Origin of the sequence: Actinomadura miaoliensis (assembly GCF_039536785.1) — a bacterium.
Classification (GTDB): Bacteria; Actinomycetota; Actinomycetes; order Streptosporangiales; family Streptosporangiaceae; genus Spirillospora; species Spirillospora miaoliensis.
Window position 1 is genome coordinate 1 of record NZ_BAAAZG010000025.1, and the last position, 15656, is coordinate 15656.

General features: G+C 71.8%; 14 protein-coding genes and 1 riboswitch. Of the genes, 2 read left to right on the forward strand and 12 right to left on the reverse strand.

Annotated features, from left to right (window positions below; translation table 11 throughout):
- Positions 1-858: 858 nt before the first annotated feature.
- The 4 genes from ABD811_RS19105 to ABD811_RS19120 form a co-directional block, all read right to left on the reverse strand.
- The gene (locus ABD811_RS19105; protein ID WP_285497337.1) at positions 859-1185 is read right to left on the reverse strand and encodes a histone-like nucleoid-structuring protein Lsr2; all 327 of its coding nucleotides are present in this window, start codon (positions 1183-1185) and stop codon (positions 859-861) included.
- A 1445-nt stretch (positions 1186-2630) separates the two neighbouring features.
- Positions 2631-3194: an RDD family protein gene (locus tag ABD811_RS19110; RefSeq protein WP_344949162.1), complete on the reverse strand. Its 564-nt coding sequence runs from the start codon at positions 3192-3194 to the stop codon at positions 2631-2633.
- A gap of 6 nt (positions 3195-3200) precedes the next feature.
- Complete coding sequence (locus tag ABD811_RS19115) at positions 3201-4058, reverse strand: RDD family protein (RefSeq protein ID WP_344949165.1); 858 nt, start codon at positions 4056-4058, stop codon at positions 3201-3203.
- Between the two features lie 3 nt (positions 4059-4061).
- Positions 4062-4613, reverse strand: a complete 552-nt coding sequence (locus ABD811_RS19120) for an amino-acid N-acetyltransferase (protein WP_360704229.1) — start codon at positions 4611-4613, stop codon at positions 4062-4064.
- 302 nt (positions 4614-4915) lie between these two features.
- Positions 4916-5117, forward strand: a riboswitch (cyclic di-AMP (ydaO/yuaA leader).
- 3 nt (positions 5118-5120) lie between these two features.
- Here ABD811_RS19120 and ABD811_RS19125 point away from each other — a divergent pair.
- Positions 5121-6152 carry an NlpC/P60 family protein gene (locus ABD811_RS19125; protein WP_344949168.1) on the forward strand — a complete coding sequence of 344 codons (1032 nt, stop codon included), beginning with the start codon at positions 5121-5123 and terminating at the stop codon, positions 6150-6152.
- Between the two features lie 196 nt (positions 6153-6348).
- On the opposite strand, the gene ABD811_RS19130 is transcribed toward ABD811_RS19125, so the two are convergent.
- Entirely contained in the window at positions 6349-6579 is a 231-nt protein-coding gene (locus ABD811_RS19130) for a LuxR C-terminal-related transcriptional regulator (protein ID WP_344949171.1), read from the reverse strand.
- Positions 6580-7140: 561 nt separating this feature from the next.
- Here ABD811_RS19130 and ABD811_RS19135 point away from each other — a divergent pair.
- Complete coding sequence (locus tag ABD811_RS19135) at positions 7141-8172, forward strand: LacI family DNA-binding transcriptional regulator (protein WP_344949174.1); 1032 nt, start codon at positions 7141-7143, stop codon at positions 8170-8172.
- 45 nt (positions 8173-8217) lie between these two features.
- Here ABD811_RS19135 and lysX read toward each other — a convergent pair whose 3' ends face one another.
- The 7 genes from lysX to ABD811_RS19165 all read right to left on the reverse strand — a co-directional run bounded on the left by lysX (position 8218) and on the right by ABD811_RS19165 (position 15532).
- The gene (lysX, locus tag ABD811_RS19140; RefSeq protein ID WP_344949177.1) at positions 8218-9708 is read right to left on the reverse strand and encodes a bifunctional lysylphosphatidylglycerol synthetase/lysine--tRNA ligase LysX; all 1491 of its coding nucleotides are present in this window, start codon (positions 9706-9708) and stop codon (positions 8218-8220) included.
- Between the two features lie 125 nt (positions 9709-9833).
- Positions 9834-10616 carry a type III pantothenate kinase gene (locus ABD811_RS19145; RefSeq protein WP_344949180.1) on the reverse strand — a complete coding sequence of 261 codons (783 nt, stop codon included), beginning with the start codon at positions 10614-10616 and terminating at the stop codon, positions 9834-9836.
- A 14-nt stretch (positions 10617-10630) separates the two neighbouring features.
- Positions 10631-11488 (reverse strand): carboxylating nicotinate-nucleotide diphosphorylase, encoded by an 858-nt coding sequence (gene nadC, locus ABD811_RS44035; protein WP_425549434.1) that lies wholly within the window; start codon positions 11486-11488, stop codon positions 10631-10633.
- Positions 11485-13119: an L-aspartate oxidase gene (locus ABD811_RS19150; protein WP_425549435.1), complete on the reverse strand. Its 1635-nt coding sequence runs from the start codon at positions 13117-13119 to the stop codon at positions 11485-11487. The genes nadC and ABD811_RS19150 overlap by 4 nt, the downstream gene beginning before the upstream one ends.
- Positions 13120-13205: 86 nt before the next feature.
- Positions 13206-13622 carry an aspartate 1-decarboxylase gene (gene panD / locus ABD811_RS19155; protein ID WP_344949183.1) on the reverse strand — a complete coding sequence of 139 codons (417 nt, stop codon included), beginning with the start codon at positions 13620-13622 and terminating at the stop codon, positions 13206-13208.
- A complete protein-coding gene (gene panC / locus ABD811_RS19160) occupies positions 13622-14482 on the reverse strand; it encodes a pantoate--beta-alanine ligase (protein WP_344949186.1) in 861 nt (286 codons plus the stop codon). The genes panD and panC overlap by 1 nt, the downstream gene beginning before the upstream one ends.
- Before the next feature lie 108 nt (positions 14483-14590).
- Positions 14591-15532, reverse strand: a complete 942-nt coding sequence (locus tag ABD811_RS19165) for a Rossmann-like and DUF2520 domain-containing protein (RefSeq protein ID WP_344949189.1) — start codon at positions 15530-15532, stop codon at positions 14591-14593.
- Positions 15533-15656 lie beyond the last annotated feature (124 nt).

Genomic DNA, 15656 nt, shown 5'->3' on the forward strand with positions numbered 1-15656 from the left:
GAGCATCCTGGCCTCTTCCTGGGCCAGGACGACAACCCGCCGCGCGCGGTCGGTGAACCTCTCGAACATCTCGTCGCTCCTCACAGAGCGGTTGGGCAGCGTCCAGAACGTCCGGACCTGTCCTTCCGCATGCTAGCCCGCCCCGAGGAGGCCGCCCGGTGCAGTCCCACCAGGAGACGTTCCCCAGCTAAGCGCTGTTCATCCTCATCCAACTACCGCGACGGTGCGCGATGTTCCCGCTACGCCTCAAGCGAACGGGGCCTTTCCGCAGGTCGCCGCGGCTGCCTTCGAGACGCGCCGAATGCACGAATCCGTCGCGTCACCTCCGCACCTCCGACACGAACAGCACCGGCGTCCTCGGGAAGAAACCCGGAGCGCACGCGCGAGCCTTGCCCGGGTTCTGCGGATCGCGCCGAGAGAGCCGGTCAGGCCCCCGCGACGGCGGGCGTCCGCCGAAGGAGAAGCGGCCGCATGTCTTCGCACTGAGCGTTCTGTGCGTGCCGCAGCCGGGCGCCCCAGGGGTCATCCCCCGGGAGAAACCACACGCGGAACTTCACGAAGGCGAGCGCCCGCTCACCGAGCGGTTGCACCCCCGCGCACCTCCCGCAGCGAGCGTTCTACGCGAGCCGCAACGGGGTCCGAGGGTCGCCCCCCAGAGAAACCAAGGACTGGCCGCCGACGAAGGTAAGCCAGGCTCACCGAGCAGGTCCGCCCCACGCCCCCGCGGCGAGCGTTTTACGCGAGCCGCAGCGGGGGGTTCCGGGGGGTCGCCCCCCCGGGAGAAACCAAGGACGGGCCACCGGCGAAGGTGAGCGAAGCTCACCGAGCAGGGTGGCCCGCCCGGACGGACGAACGGGCTCAGTTGGCCGCCTCGTACTGCTCGATCACATTCTGCGGGATGCGGCCGCGCTCATTGACCTTGATGCCATTGCGCTTGGCCCACGCGCGGATCTCGGCGCTGCGCTCGCGGCTCGACGCGCCGCGCTGCCGGCGGCCGCCCCGGCGGACACCGCCCGCCTTGCGGGACTTCTCGACGAACGGCTGCAGGGAATCCCGGAGCTTCTTAGCGTTGGCGCTACTGAGATCGATCTCGTACGAGGCGCCATCGATCGAGAACTGCACGGTCTCGTCCGCCTCGCCACCGTCGAGGTCGTCGACGAGAAGCACCTGAACCTTCTGTGCCATGGAGACAGACCTTTCAGCTGGAGCAAACTGCATTCGGTTGACAAACATATACCGCGATGCTTGCCGATGACAATTCAACACTCGCGATGAAGTTTGCTTGCCCCACGGTAACTCTTCGTAATCACGAGGACCGAAACCGGGTCGAGGGGCCCTTAGCCGCCGCGCCGGCCGGGCGCGCGGGAGGGCCGGGGGTGGCGGAATTGTCCGACCCCTGGAGCCGGATCACGATTTCGGCGTGACCGAGATCACGTCGCCCGGGCGGCCCGGACGATCTTGCATTGGGCGGGGTTTCCGGCCCGGCGGCTTTCGGGACGGCCCGCCGCGCCTGCGGAAATGAGGGCCCGGCCCACCTTAACGGGGAGGGCGGCACCGCCCCCCGCCACCCCCATTAACCCCGACGTAACGGCACTAACCACACCGGTGCGGGAATGCCGCGGCGGCCGCACCCCCTGTGACGTCGGCGTTGACGCCTCTGGAGGCCGGTCGTGTCGATAGATTCCGGCCGGGAGCTCCGTCGCGAAATCCATTGCCATCGCCGGGCGGCAGGGCCGACTTCCGGCGCTCGACCGCCGGTCGACCGCCGCCACACCACGTCGATAACAGCGGATAAGCAAGCAATCCCGTCACGCCGTCGAGCGCTTCACCCGGGGAACGGACATCGTTACGGGCCGCCGCCTGCGCCACGTCACCGTGCACCTACACCTCGGCACGCGACCGGAGCATACGGCACCGGCAGCCCAGGAGGCATGTCCGGTACCACCGCCCCGGCCATATCGATCACGCTCAGTAATCACCGGGGCGTCCGCGGTCCGATCCCGCGTTGAGCCGTGCGCAAGTCTTTACCCTTTGTCTCGCCGTTGACGCACGCCGGCCGTCCCAGGCGGCTCGGAAGGCGACAGCCGGCGCACTCGATGTGCGCGGCCGGTGAGCGCGCCCCAGCCGGATCCGGGCTCCCGTCTTGTGTACGACGCACAGAGATCTGGGCGGCGCGTTCTGACCTCTCTGAGCGACCCCGCCGACAATACGCCCTCATGGACACCCCATGGCCGATCCCGTCCGGTTCTCATAGCTCCCACGGCCGTATGGGCTCGCCCATCACCCTTAGACCGTCGACATAAGGCCATCGGCGTAGGCTCCGAGCACGGAACGGCCGCCGTTGTAAGGGGCGTCCGGGGGAAGAGACGCCTCGCGGAAGGGCCGACGGCGTAAGGGGTGGAGTAGGGCTTGGCCGCGCCGGGGAAGCGCGGCCGTTAGGGGGCCGGCCGCTCGTATGGGTCCGGGTAAGCGTAAGCGCTTGGACCGGCGTATGGGACCAAGGACGCTAAGCGCCCGCTGTAAGCGGCCCCTATAGCCGTACCGGCCTCCTATCGAGCTTCAGCCTTCTATGAGGGCATATGAGAGGTGTATGAGAACGAGGCGGAAGTACGGCGCGAAGTACGAAGCGCTCAGGCCTCCTGGGCGTCTGCCGCCGCCGCGACGGCGGCGGGCCGCCTGACCACGACCGTCCCCGCGAAACGGTCGTGCAGGGCCCTGCGGCGTGCGGACCGCTCCAGCCGCGACTCGAAAATCGCCCCGGCGTTCGCCACCCAGAACAGTCCCGCCACCGCCCCGAACACCGGGACGGGACGAACCGCGATGGGCAGGCAGTACGTAGCGGCCCGCAGCAGCGAACGGAGCACGTCCGGGCGTCTCCTGTCCACGGCGGGGCGGCCCGGGTCCTCACGGACGACTTCGATGCCCGCGACGCGCTTGCCCACGGTGCGCCCCCACAGCGCGAGCTGGATCCACTCGTAGACGAGCAGCAGCCCGGCCACGAGCGGTGGCGCGACCTTCTCGATGCCGAGGTCGGGGAAGCCTTCCCGGATCACCATGACCACGGGAAGGCCCACCACGAGCGTGTCGACGATGCGCGCGACCAGCCGCTGCCCCGGTTCGGCGAGTTCCGGGGCGCTCTCCCCCTCCGCCGGGGGAAGGGGGTCGGCGCCGGGTGCGGGAGGGGACGCCGCCACGGCGGGCTATCCCTCGTAGCCGGTGTGGCCGGGGTACTCGACCGTCCGGTCGGCGTGGTCGCCCGTCTGGTCGGAGTACTCGGAGTACTCCCCGCGCTCGTCGATGACGAGCGTCCCCGAGAAGCGGTCGTGCAGGGACTGGCGCAGCGGCTGGTCCCAGATGGCCCACAGATAGGCCATCACGGTGCCGATACTGACCAGCAGCATGCCGTAGGCGAAGTAGTCCCACACCTTCACGGCGAGCGCGAGGAAGAAGAAGAGGCCGAGCTGGTAGCCGATGTGCATGACGCCCGCGCGCCACACGGCCTGCGTCGTCGTCAGCGGCTCTCCCGCGGGCCGCGCCTGTACCACCCCCAGGTGCAGGACGCGCTTGCCCAGGGTCCGCCCCCACATGGCGAGTTGGACCGCCTCATAGAGGAACGGCAGCACCGCCAGTACCGCGAAAAGGGTGAAGATGATGGGCCAGTTCCAGATGCCGCCCTCGCTGCTGGCCTTGCTCCCGGAGGTGTCCAGGCCGATGATGCCGACGCTGATGGGAACGATGAGCGCGAATCCGAAAACGGCCACCAGGACGTTGTCGATGAGGCGCGCCCCGGCCCTGCGGAGGATCGGCGCCAGGGGAAGGTCCGCGGCGGCGGCGTCGTAGCCGCCACCGTCATATCCCTGGGCGGGCGGCTGCTGCCATTGCTGTTGCCATTGCTGCTGGGGGGCCACCCCGCCCTGCCACGGAGAACCGTGCTGCTGGGGCTGCTGCCACTGTGAGCCCTGCTGGGAGGGTGGGGCACCGTAGGACGGTCCGCCTTGGTAGGGCGGGCCCGGGGGCTGCCGCGGATAGGGCTGTCCGCGGTGGGGGGAGTCGCTCATCGATCAGTCCTCCAGGCGAAGCAACATCCGGGTATTGCCCAACGTATTCGGCTTGACCCGGTCGAGGTCCAGGAACTCTGCCACGCCTTCGTCGTAGGAACGGAGAAGCTCGTCGTACACCTCGCGCGACACGGGGGTTCCGAGGATCGGCTCGAAGCCGTGCCGGGCGAAGAAGTCCACCTCGAAGGTAAGGCAGAACACCCTTCCCACTCCCAGTTCCCGCGCGGTTTCCAGAAGCCGCTCGACAATCCGGTGCCCTATGCCGTGGCCCCCGTACTCCTTGTCCACGGCCACCGAGCGCACCTCGGCCAGGTCCTCCCACATCACGTGGAGGGCCCCGCAGCCCACGACGCGCCCCCCGCGCCCCCCTGGACGTCGCTCGTCCCCCGGCGCGGCGGCCCGGACGTCCTCGGCCACCCAGAACTCCTGGACGTCCTCATAGAGCGTCACCGTGGACCTGGCGAGCATCCGCCGCCCCGGCCCGGCGTACGCGTCGATGAGCCGCCGGATGTGCGGCACGTCGGCGGTACGGGCACGCCTGATCACGACTTCCACAAACAGGCGACATTATCGGACCGCGGGCGGCCTCCCGTGGCCGGTCCGTCACGCACGGCCGCCGGCACGGCGCCACAGACGACGCAGATGTACCGAAAGACGCGAACGGCATCGTCCGATACCGACCGTCCCCTCAAGCGGACAGAAAGTGAAATAGCGCACAGCGAAGTGATCGCACAAGCCCGCGAGCACCCGTGTTACATCTGAGCGTCCTCGGGTCACCTGCGATTTCGCATGTTCTGGTTGGCAGGCGACGAGCGCTCCGTTAGTCTCCTGCGCTGACATCGGACCCCCGTGATCGGGAGGCCGAACCGCCGAGTCCCGCGGGCCGCAGCCGGCGCCCCGCAGGAACCGGGGACCCGCGATCGGACGGTTCCGGGACCACTCCAGAGCCATGCCGACTGGGGTGAATCCGCACGGTGCGGACGCTCCGCACGTCCGCGGAAGGTGCAGCTCCGGCCCGAACCCGTCAGCTCACCCGGTAGGCGGACGAGGAGAGGAGAGTTCTTGGAGCCCTCGCGCCCCGCGTTCCTTTCGCGCCCGCTGCGTGCCGCGCAGGCCGCGGTCACCGCGTGCGCCGCCGCCCGCCCCGGCCGCAGGGCCGCCGCGGCGACCGGCGCGCTCGCCGCCGTCTCCCTCGTCGTGGCCGCGCCCGCCCCCGCCGCGCAGGCCGACCCCGAGCCCTCCACCAAGGAGCTGCGCGAGCAGGCGACCAAGCTCGCCGACCAGCTGGAGCAGCTCACCGAGCAGTACAACGGCCTGCGCGTCAAGCTGAAGCAGTCGCAGCGCGCCGCCAAGGTGGCGGGCGACAACGCCAAGCGCCAGCAGAAGGCGCTGGAGGAGGAGCGCGCCAAGGTCGGCAGCCTGGCGGCCACCAGCTACATGCAGGGCGGCGCCGACCCCACGGTCTCGTTCCTGGCCGCGCAGAACCCGCAGGCGATGCTCGACCAGGCCGCCACGCTGCACTACTTCGCCACCCAGGACGGCACCAAGGTGCAGGGCCTGATGCAGGCCATGCAGGCGGCCGAGCGGGCGCGCAAGTCCGCCGAGGCGCGCGCCGAGCAGGTCGAGCAGCTGCGCACGCAGCTGGAGGGCCAGCGCAAGAAGGTCACCACGGCCTACGAGAAGGTCCGCGGCAGGCTGGTCAAGCGCGACCCCACCCAGCTGACCAAGCTGCCCGTGGCCGGCACCGGCAAGGCCGCCCAGGCGCTGCGGTACGCGATGACCAAGATCGGCAGGCCGTACGTGTGGGGCGCGGAGGGGCCCAACACCTTCGACTGCTCCGGCCTGGTGATGTGGGCCTACCGGCAGGTGGGCGTCAGCCTGCCGCACTACACCGGCAGCCAGTGGAACGCCGGCACGCACATCTCCCGCGACCAGCTGCAGCCCGGAGACCTGGTGTTCTTCTACTCCGACCTGCACCACGTGGGCCTGTACGTCGGCAACGGCAAGATGCTGCACGCGCCGCAGACCGGCGACGTGGTGAAGATCGCGCCGATGGCGGGCCGCCCGTTCGCGGGCGGGGTCCGGGTCGCCTGAGGTCACCGGCGCACACGGGTCCGCGTGCGGGCGTGCTGCGACCGCCACGTCGGACCACGTCCGCGGCGACGTCTCCCACGGGGACCTACCCGAGGGGCCGCCGACGTCGCCGCGCGGGGTCGGACGGTGGTCGCCGATGCTCGGTCGTATGCTTTCGCGCCGCCGCCCGCCGGGGGGCGGGTGCGGGGGCGCGCCCCTAGATGAGCTGTCGCCGGGCCGCCCAGACCACGGCCTCGATGGGCGTGTTGACCTCCAGCCGGTCGCAGATGGTCCGCAGCCGGCGGCGCAGGGTCCGGGCGCTCAGTTCCAGCTTTCGTGCCGCCACGTCCGCGGTGACACCGCTGGCGATCTGCGCGAGGAGCTTGATCTCCTCTTCGCTGAGGCGCAGGTCGTCGGTGCCACGACGTGCGATGGTGGCCTGTTCCACTCCGTCCTCCCTCGTCCGTGGTGATGACCGCGGGGATGCAGCCGTCCGCTGCACAGGCACGGGCGGGCCTTGATCTGTACGCGTCGGGTTGCCGGGTCCGGGGCGGGGGGCCGGACCGAGATCATCGGTGTGCCTTGCCGTCTGGCGTGCTTTGGCCGGAGGTGGCCGATGGGCCGATTGCTCGGCGCCGAACGGGAACCCCGGGTAACGATTCAGTCGTTAGGCCGACCGGACGCGGATGCTCCTCGTCGCCTCGGGCGCGCGCACGATGATGTGGCGGGCTCGTGGCGGAGCGCGTCGTGTCCGGGACGGGTCATGATCGCCAATCACGTCAACCCATCCCTCCTCGTCCGATTCGCCCATACCATCGGGGGCGATGATCGTGAATCGTTTCAAGGCACGCTTCGGCTCGGAACGCTAGGCGGCCGGATCCGGCCCGTCAAGCGCGGATTAAGCACGTTGTGTGCTCTTATGACTACGGTCCGCGACCGGCTTCGCGGGGGTTCGGTGCGGACAACTCGATAACCTGCGAAAACCAGTCCGGGGTCGACGAGGAGAGACTTGCCTCAGAGCAGTATTCGGGAAGTCGCGAGGCGCGCCGGAGTCTCAGTTGGGACCGTTTCGAATGTCCTAAACCGGCCAGACCTCGTGGCCGAAGCCACCCGTGACCGCGTCCGCGCGGCCATCGAGGAGCTCGGCTTCGTGCGCAACGAGTCCGCCCGGCGGCTGCGCCAGGGCGGGCGCCGCGCGGACGGCGGTCCGCCCGGCCCGCGTCCCCGGCCGTTCGGCGTGGTCGTGGAGGACCTGACCAACCCGTACGCCACCGACGTGGCCCGCGGCGCCGAGCAGGCCCTCAACGCGGCGGGCCACGACGCGCTGTGGCTGACCAACGACCACTCCGCCGACAAGGAGCGCCGCTGCCTGGAACTGCTGGAGCAGCAGCGCGCCGCCGGGGTGCTGATCACGCCGGTGGGGCTGGGCCCGGCCGGCATCGTGCGGCTGCGCGCGGCGGGCATGACGGTGGTCCTGCTCGACCACGCCGGTCCGGGCGTGTGCTCGGTGCGGGTCGACCACGTCGCGGGCGGGGCCGTCGCCGCCGCGCACCTGCTCGGCCTGGGCCGCGAGCGGCTGGCGTTCGTGACCGGCGACCCGCATCCGCAGCCCTGCCAGGAGCGGCTGGACGGCGCCGCCCGCGCCCTCGCCCGGGCGGGCCACGAGCCCGCGGTCACGCTGACGCAGGCGTCGCTGTCGCCGAAGGAGGGCGGGGCCGCGGCGCGCCGCCTGCTGGCGCTGGACTCGGTGCCGACCGGCGTGTTCTGCGCCAACGACCTGCTGGCCGTCGGGCTGGTGAACGAGCTGGTGCGGCAGGGCGTGCGGGTGCCCGAGGACGTGGCGGTGATCGGCTACGACGACATCGAGCTGGCGGCCACCGCCGCCGTCCCGCTGACCACGATCCGCCAGCCCCGGCACGAGCTGGGCCGGGCGGCCGCCGAGCTGGCCCTTACCGAGGCCGCCGAGGCGGCCGAGGGCCCCGGGCACCAGCACCGCCAGATCGTCCTGACGCCCGAGCTGGTCGTGCGCGAGTCCGCGTAGCCGGTCGGCGGCGGCTCGCCGTGCCGCGAGCCGCCGCCGGTCGCGTCACTCCGGCTTGACCAGCGGGAACAGGATCGTCTCGCGGATGTTCTTGCCGGTGAACGCCATGATCATCCGGTCGATGCCGACGCCGACGCCGCCGGTGGGCGGCATCGCGTACTCCAGGGCGCGCAGGAAGTCCTCGTCCAGCTGCATGGCCTCCGGGTCGCCGCCGGCCGCCAGCAGCGACTGCTCGGTGAGCCGGCGCCGCTGCTCGACCGGGTCGATCAGCTCCGAGTAGGCGGTGCCCAGCTCGGTGCCGAACCCGATGAGGTCCCACTTCTCGGTCAGCAGCGGCTCCTCGCGGTGCTGCCGGGTCAGCGGCGAGGTCTCCAGCGGGTAGTCCATGACGAACGTCGGCTGGACCAGCGTGTGCTCGACCAGCTCCTCGAAGATCTCCTGGACGAGCTTGCCCTGCCCCCACTTGGGGTCCCAGGTGACGCCGCGCGCGTCGGCGTACTTGCGCACCTGCTCCAGCGGCGTGTGCGGGGTGATCTCCTCGCCGAGCGCCTGCGACACCGCCCCGTACAACGTGATGCGCGGCCACTCCGCGAGACCGAGGTCGATCTCCCGGCCGTCGCGCACCACCACCGACGTGCCCAGCGCGGCCACGACGCACCGCTGGTACAGGCGCTGGGTGAGGTCGGCCATGTCGTTGTAGTCGAGGTAGGTGCCGTACGCCTCCAGCATCGTGAACTCGGGGTTGTGCGTGGAGTCCGCGCCCTCGTTGCGGAAGTTGCGGTTGATCTCGAAGACCTTCTCGATGCCGCCGACGACGAGCCGCTTGAGGTACAGCTCGATCGCGATCCGCAGGTAGAGGTCCATGCCGTAGGCGTTGATGTGCGTCACGAACGGCCGTGCCGCCGCCCCGCCGTGGATCGGCTGCAGCATCGGGGTCTCGACCTCGAGGTACCCCTCCTCGTGCCAGAAGTCGCGCGCCGCCCGCACGGTGTCGCTGCGCAGCCGGGCCATCCGGCGCGCCTCGTCGTTGACGATCAGGTCGACGTAGCGCAGCCGCACCCGGGCCTCGGGGTCGGTGAGGCCGACGTGCTTCTCCGGCAGCGGCCGCAGGCACTTGGCGGTGATCTGGAACCGGTCGGCCATGATCGACAGCTCGCCGCGGCGGGAGGTGATGACCTCGCCCTCCACGCCGATGTGGTCGCCGAGGTCGACCTCGCGCTTCCAGAAGTCGAGCTGCTCCTGCCCGACGTTGGCCAGCGACAGCATGATCTGCAGGTCGCCGGAGCCGTCGCGGATGGTGGCGAAGCACAGCTTGCCGGTGTTGCGGATGAGCATGACGCGCCCGGCGACGCCGACCTTCTCACCGGTCTCGGTGCCCGGCTCCAGGTCGGGATATTTCTCCCGGATCTCGCCGATGGTCGCGGTGCGCGGGAAGCCGACCGGGTACGGGTCGATGCCGTTCTCGCGGAGCCGGTCCAGCTTCTCCCGGCGCACCCGCATCTGCTCCGGAAGCTCGTCGTAGGTCGCGTCACTCACGGGCTCAAGGCTATCGACCCACGTGAGTCGCTTGCGCGAGACCTTCGCTAGGCGACTAGCGCGCCGCCGCCTGGAGCACGTGTCGGGCCGACGCCCAGAGGCGCCCTGCCGACGCTGGGGCGGCGTCAGGCGGTGTTGCGTTCGTAGATCAGGCGCAGGCCGATGAGGGTGAGCCACGGCTCGAAGACGTCGATGCAGCGGGCCTCCTCCAGCACCAGCGGGGCCAGGCCGCCCGTGGCGATGACCGTGACCTCGGCCGGGTCGGCGGCCAGTTCCTCGGCCATGCGCTCCACGATCCCGTCGACCTGTCCGGCGAAGCCGAAGATGATGCCCGACTGCAGCGCCTCCACGGTGTTCTTGGCGATCACGTTGCGCGGCCGGACCAGCTCGATCTTGTGCAGCTGGGCGCCGCGCACCGACAGCGCGTCGATGGAGATCTCGATGCCGGGGGCGATGGCGCCGCCCACGTACTCGCCCTTGGCCGACACCGCGTCGAACGTGGTGGCGGTGCCGAAGTCGACCACGATCGCCGGGCCGCCGTGGGTGTGCACGGCGGCCAGCGCGTTGACGATCCGGTCGGCGCCGACCTCCTTGGGGTTGTCCATGCGGACCGGCACCCCGGTCTTCACTCCCGGCTCCACGATCACGGCGGGCACGTCGCCGTAGTAGCGGCGGCACATCTCCCGCATCTCGTGCAGGACGGACGGGACCGTCGAGCACAGCGCGATGCCGCTGATGTCGGTCTCGGCCAGCAGCGGGCTCTGCTGGACCAGGCCCTGCAGGACCACGGCGATCTCATCGGCGGTGCGCCGCGGATCGGTGTTGATCCTCCAGTGCTCGATCACCTCCGTGCCCTCGAACAGGCCGAGGACGGTGTGGGTGTTACCGACGTCGATGGTGAGCAGCATCAGGTCCCCGCTGGTCAGGTGAAGTCAAGGCCGATGTCGAACACGCGCGCCGAGTGGGTCAGCGCACCAACGGAAAGGTAGTCCACACCGGTCACGGCGACGTCTCGGGCCCTGTCCAGAGTGAGCCCGCCGCTGGCCTCCAGCTCGGCGCGGCCGTCCACCAGGCGGACCGCCTCGGCCATGTCGGCGGTGCTCATGTTGTCGAGCAGGATCGAGGTGGCGCCCGCCGCGAGCGCCTCGCGCACCTGGGCGAGGGTGTCGCACTCCACCTGGACGCGCAGGGACGGGTAGACGTCGCGGATCGCCGCGTACGCCTTGGTGATCGAGCCCGCGGCGGCGACGTGGTTGTCCTTGATCAGCGCGGAGTCGTGCAGGCCCATCCGGTGGTTGACGCCGCCGCCGCAGCGCACCGCGTACTTCTGCAGGGCGCGCAGGCCGGGCAGGGTCTTGCGGGTGTCGCGGACCCTGGCCTTGGTGCCGGCCATCGCGTCCGTCCAGGCGCGCGTCGCGGTGGCGATGCCGGACAGGTGGCACAGCAGGTTGAGGGCGGTCCGTTCGGCGCGCAGCAGCGCCCTGGTGGGGCCGTGCGCCGACAGCAGCACCTGCCCGGCGGTCACCCGGTCGCCGTCGGCGGCCCTGGCCCGGTAGGTCACGTCCAGCAGTTCGAGGACGACCTCGGCCACGGGGATCCCGGCGACCACGCCGTCCTCGCGGGCGGTGAAGTCGCCGGAGGCGGTGTCGTGCGGGGCGAAGACGGGCTCGCTGGTGACGTCGGTGTCCCCGTCCTCGGCCAGCGCCGTCCGCACGAGGTTTTCCACAGCCTGTGGATCGAGCCCGGCGTCGCGCAGCCGAGTCTCCAGCTCCGGCGTCATCGGATCGCCTTCCCTTCGTAGGTGGTGGTGAGACCGCCGCCGGCGAGGCGGGTGACGAGGTGACCGCGCCAGGCGTCGTCGTCGCGGTCGGGGCGGTCCTCGCGCCAGTGGCTCCCGCGCGTCTCGTCGCGCAGCCCGGCGGCGGCGACGATCGCGGACGCCACGGTGAGCAGGTTCGTCGCCTCCCAGGCCGCCACGCCCGGCTCCGCGGCGCCGCTCGACGTCGTGGCCGCGAGGCGGTCGAGTTCGCGGGCCGCCGTGGCGAGGCCGTCCGCGTCGCGGAGCACCCCGGCGTACGCGGTCATGATCCGCTGGATCTCGCCGCGCGCGTCCGGGTGGACGAGGCCCTGCGCGCCCCGTGGCGGCTCGGGCTCCCCGGTCGCCTCGCCGAGGTCGGCGGGCAGCGCGGCGGCGATGCGCTCGGCGAACACCAGGCCCTCCAGCAGCGAGTTGGAGGCCAGCCGGTTGGCGCCGTGCACGCCGGTGCAGGCGACCTCGCCGCACGCGTACAGGCCGGGGACGGAGGTACGGCCGAAAAGGTCCGTGCGCACGCCTCCGCTCGCGTAATGGGCAGCCGGAACCACCGGAATCGGGTCGATCACCGGGTCGATCCCGTGGTCGCGGCACGCGGCCAGGATCGTGGGGAAGCGCCGCTCCCACGTGCGCGCGCCCAGATGCCGGCCGTCCAGCAGCATGTGCGACGCCCCGGTCTCCCTCATCCGGATCATGATGCCCTTCGCGACGACGTCACGGGGCGCGAGTTCCGCCAGCTCGTGCCGTCCGAGCATGAAGCGGGTGCCGGACGCGTCGACGAGGTGGGCGCCCTCCCCGCGGACGGCCTCGGAGACCAGCGGCTGCTGCCCGCGCGCGTCGTCGCCCAGCCACAGCACGGTCGGGTGGAACTGGACGAACTCCAGGTCGGTGACCTCGGCTCCGGCGCGCAGTGCCAGCGCCACGCCGTCGCCCGTGGACACGTCGGGATTGGTGGTGGCCGAAAAGACCTGGCCGAGCCCTCCGGTGGCGAGCACCACGGCCCGTGCCCGCACCGCGCCGACCCCGCCCGGCTCCCCCTCCCCCATGACGTGCAGGGTGACGCCGGCGGCGCGGCCGGCGGCGTCCTTGAGCAGGTCGAGGACGAGGGCGTGCTCGACCACCTCGATGTCGGCGTCCTTGAGCGCGGCCCGCAGCGCCCGGCTGATCTCCGCGCCGGTGGCGTCGCCGCCGGCGTGCGCGATGCGGCGCCTGCGGTGGCCGCCCTCCCGGGTCAGCGCGATGCTCCCGTCGGCGGCGCGGTCGAACTCGGCGCCGAGGTCGATGAGCCGCCGGACCGCCTCCGGCCCCTCGGTGACCAGGACCCGCACCGCCGCCTCGTCGCACAGCCCGACGCCCGCGGTGAGGGTGTCGGCCAGGTGCTCGCCGGGTTCGTCGTCGGCCGCCAGCGCGGCGGCGATGCCGCCCTGCGCCCACCGCGTCGAGCCCGCGTCCAGCAGCGCCTTGGTGACCAGCAGCACCCGCCCGTGCGGGCGGCAGCGCAGCGCGGTGACCAGCCCGGCGATGCCGGACCCGATCACCACCACGTCCGTGTCGACCGTCCATCCGGGCGCCGGGGCGGCGAGCAGCCGAGGGATCATGCCCCCTCCTCAGGGATCGGTTCTCGTCATTGTGACATTAATCCGATCCGCCCCGAACGCCCGGGTATGAGGTTGGCCGCCGGAGATCAGCCGTGGACGAGGTCGCCGCGGGTCTGCGCGCTGCCGGGGACGGGCTCGGCCGGGTCGTCCCCCAACGAGATGATCTTGTTGTCGCGGTCGACGTGGACGACCGAGGGCCGGAACGACCGGGCCTCCTCGTCGGTCATGGCCGCGTAGCTGATGATGATGACCAGGTCGCCGGGCTGGACCAGCCGGGCCGCCGCGCCGTTGATCCCGATCACGCCCGAGCCGCGCTCCCCGGCGATCAGGTACGTCTCCAGGCGGGCGCCGTTGTCGATGTCGACGATCTGCACCTGCTCGCCCGGCAGCAGGTCGGCGGCGTCCATCAGGTCCTGGTCGACGGTGAGCGAGCCGACGTAGTGCAGGTCGGCCTGGGTCACGGTGGCACGGTGGATCTTCGACTTGAACATCGTCCGGAACATCAGGACTCCTCGCCGAACCGCAGGGGGACGTTGTCGATCAGATGGGTGGCGCCGACCCGGCCCGCCACGGCGAGCACGGCCGGGCCGGTGTGGGCGTCGTCGACCTCGGTGAACGTGGCCGGGTCGACCAGGACCAGGTAGTCGAGCGCGAGCGGGGGGTCGGCCGCGGCGGCCTTGTCGAGCACGGCGCGGGCGGCGCGCAGCACCGCGGACGGCCCGTCCGCGACGGCGTCCGCACCCGCCTGCAGCGCCTGCGACAGCGACACCGCCGTGCGCCGCTCGTCACCGGACAGGTAACGGTTGCGGCTGGACAGCGCCAGCCCGTCGATCTCCCGGACGGTCGGGCCGCCCACGATCTCGACCGGCACGTCCAGGTCGGCCACCATCCGGCGGATGAGCGCCAGTTGCTGGGCGTCCTTCTCGCCGAACACCGCCACGTCGGGACGCACCAGGTTGAACAGCTTCAGCACGACCGTCAGGACCCCGTCGAAGTGGCCGGGACGGGTGACGCCCTCCACGACGCCTCCCATCGGCCCGGAGTCGAGCCGCACCAGCGGCTCGGACGGGTACATGACCTCGCGGGTCGGCGCGAAGACGATGTCGACGCCCTCGGCGGCGCACGCCTCGACGTCGGCCGCGAACGTGCGCGGGTAGCGGTCGAAGTCCTCGTTCGGGCCGAACTGCAGCGGGTTGACGAAGATGCTCACCGCGACCGTGTCGGCCAGCTCGCGGGCCCGGCGGATCAGCGACCGGTGCCCCTCGTGCAGCGCCCCCATGGTGGGGACGAGCGCGAGCCGCCCGGACACGCCGCTGCGCACGGCGGCCAGTTCCTCGCGCGTCTTGGCGATGACGGGGGTCACGCCCTCTCCTTCACCCGTTCGACACCGGTAGCCCCGGTCATGTGGTCCCTCCTCCTTCGGTCCGCCAGGACGGTCCGGCCGCCGGGACGATCCGGCCGCCGGGACGGGTCAGTCGGCCAGGACGCCGAGCAGCCGTTCGGCGTCCTCGGCCTTGAGCAGCCCGGCGGCCAGGGCACGGTCCGCGGTGAGCCGGGCCAGCGCCACGTAGGCGCGGCGGCTCTCCGGCGACACGCGGCCCAGCTCGGCGACGTGCGCCTCGACCGTGCCCGCGTCGCCGCGGGCGACCGGGCCGGTGAGACCGTCGATGCCCAGGCGCAGCGCGTTGTCCAGGGCGGCGCCGAGCAGCGGGCCGAGCATGCGACCCGGCTCCGGCGCGCCCGCCGCGCGCAGCAGGTCCATGGCCTCGACCACGAGCGTGACCAGGTGGTTGGCGCCGCCGGCGAGGGCGGCGTGGTAGAGCGGACGGCGTTCCTCGGGGATCCACACCGGCTCGCCGCCCATCTCCACCACCAGCGCCTCGGCGACGGGACGCAGCGGCTCGGGCGCGGTGACCCCGAAGGAGATGCCGGTCAGCCGGTTGAGGTCGTCGGGCCGTCCGGTGAACGTCATCACCGGGTGCAGCGCCAGCGGCAGACCTCCGGCGCGGGTGAGGGGCGCCAGGACGTCGGCGCCGTACCGTCCGCTGGTGTGCGCCAGGAGCTTGCCCTGGATCGGGACGTCCGTGGCGGCCAGGCCCTCGGCCAGCTCCGGCAGCGCGTCGTCCGGGACGGTCAGCAGCACCAGGTCGGCGGCGGCCACGGTCTCCTGCGGGGTGGTGACGGCGGCTCCGGGCAGGCGTTCCTCGGCGCGCCGCCGGGACGCCTCCGACACGGCCGCCGCGGCGACGACGCGGTGCCCGGCGCGGGCGAGGGCGGCGCCCAGGGCGCTGCCGACCCGGCCGGCACCGAGAACGCCGACCGCCAGGCGGGCGGGACGGTCCTCGGGCCGCCCGCCGGACCCTCCCGGCCCGTTCCCGGGCGCGGCGGAAGACGGCGTGACGTGTGAGTCCATGGGTTCGTTCCAGTCCTCGGCTAGGTACCGGACGTGCGCGACCCAGAGTACCCGCGCGGCAAGCGCGTTTCCCCGCCGGGCCGAGTGCGCGCTGTACCGGATCGACGTTACATACCGGTGACGA

Bases quoted from the DNA above. Each gene is read 5' to 3' on its own strand.
- ABD811_RS19145 (WP_344949180.1), bottom strand. From the start codon at position 10,616: ATGCTGCTCACCATCGACGTCGGTAACACCCACACCGTCCTCGGCCTG.
- nadC (WP_425549434.1), bottom strand. From the start codon at position 11,488: ATGACGCCGGAGCTGGAGACTCGGCTGCGCGACGCCGGGCTCGATCCA.
- ABD811_RS19115 (WP_344949165.1), bottom strand. From the start codon at position 4,058: ATGAGCGACTCCCCCCACCGCGGACAGCCCTATCCGCGGCAGCCCCCG.
- ABD811_RS19105 (WP_285497337.1), bottom strand. From the start codon at position 1,185: ATGGCACAGAAGGTTCAGGTGCTTCTCGTCGACGACCTCGACGGTGGC.
- ABD811_RS19150 (WP_425549435.1), bottom strand. From the start codon at position 13,119: ATGATCCCTCGGCTGCTCGCCGCCCCGGCGCCCGGATGGACGGTCGAC.
- ABD811_RS19165 (WP_344949189.1), bottom strand. From the start codon at position 15,532: ATGGACTCACACGTCACGCCGTCTTCCGCCGCGCCCGGGAACGGGCCG.
- panD (WP_344949183.1), bottom strand. From the start codon at position 13,622: ATGTTCCGGACGATGTTCAAGTCGAAGATCCACCGTGCCACCGTGACC.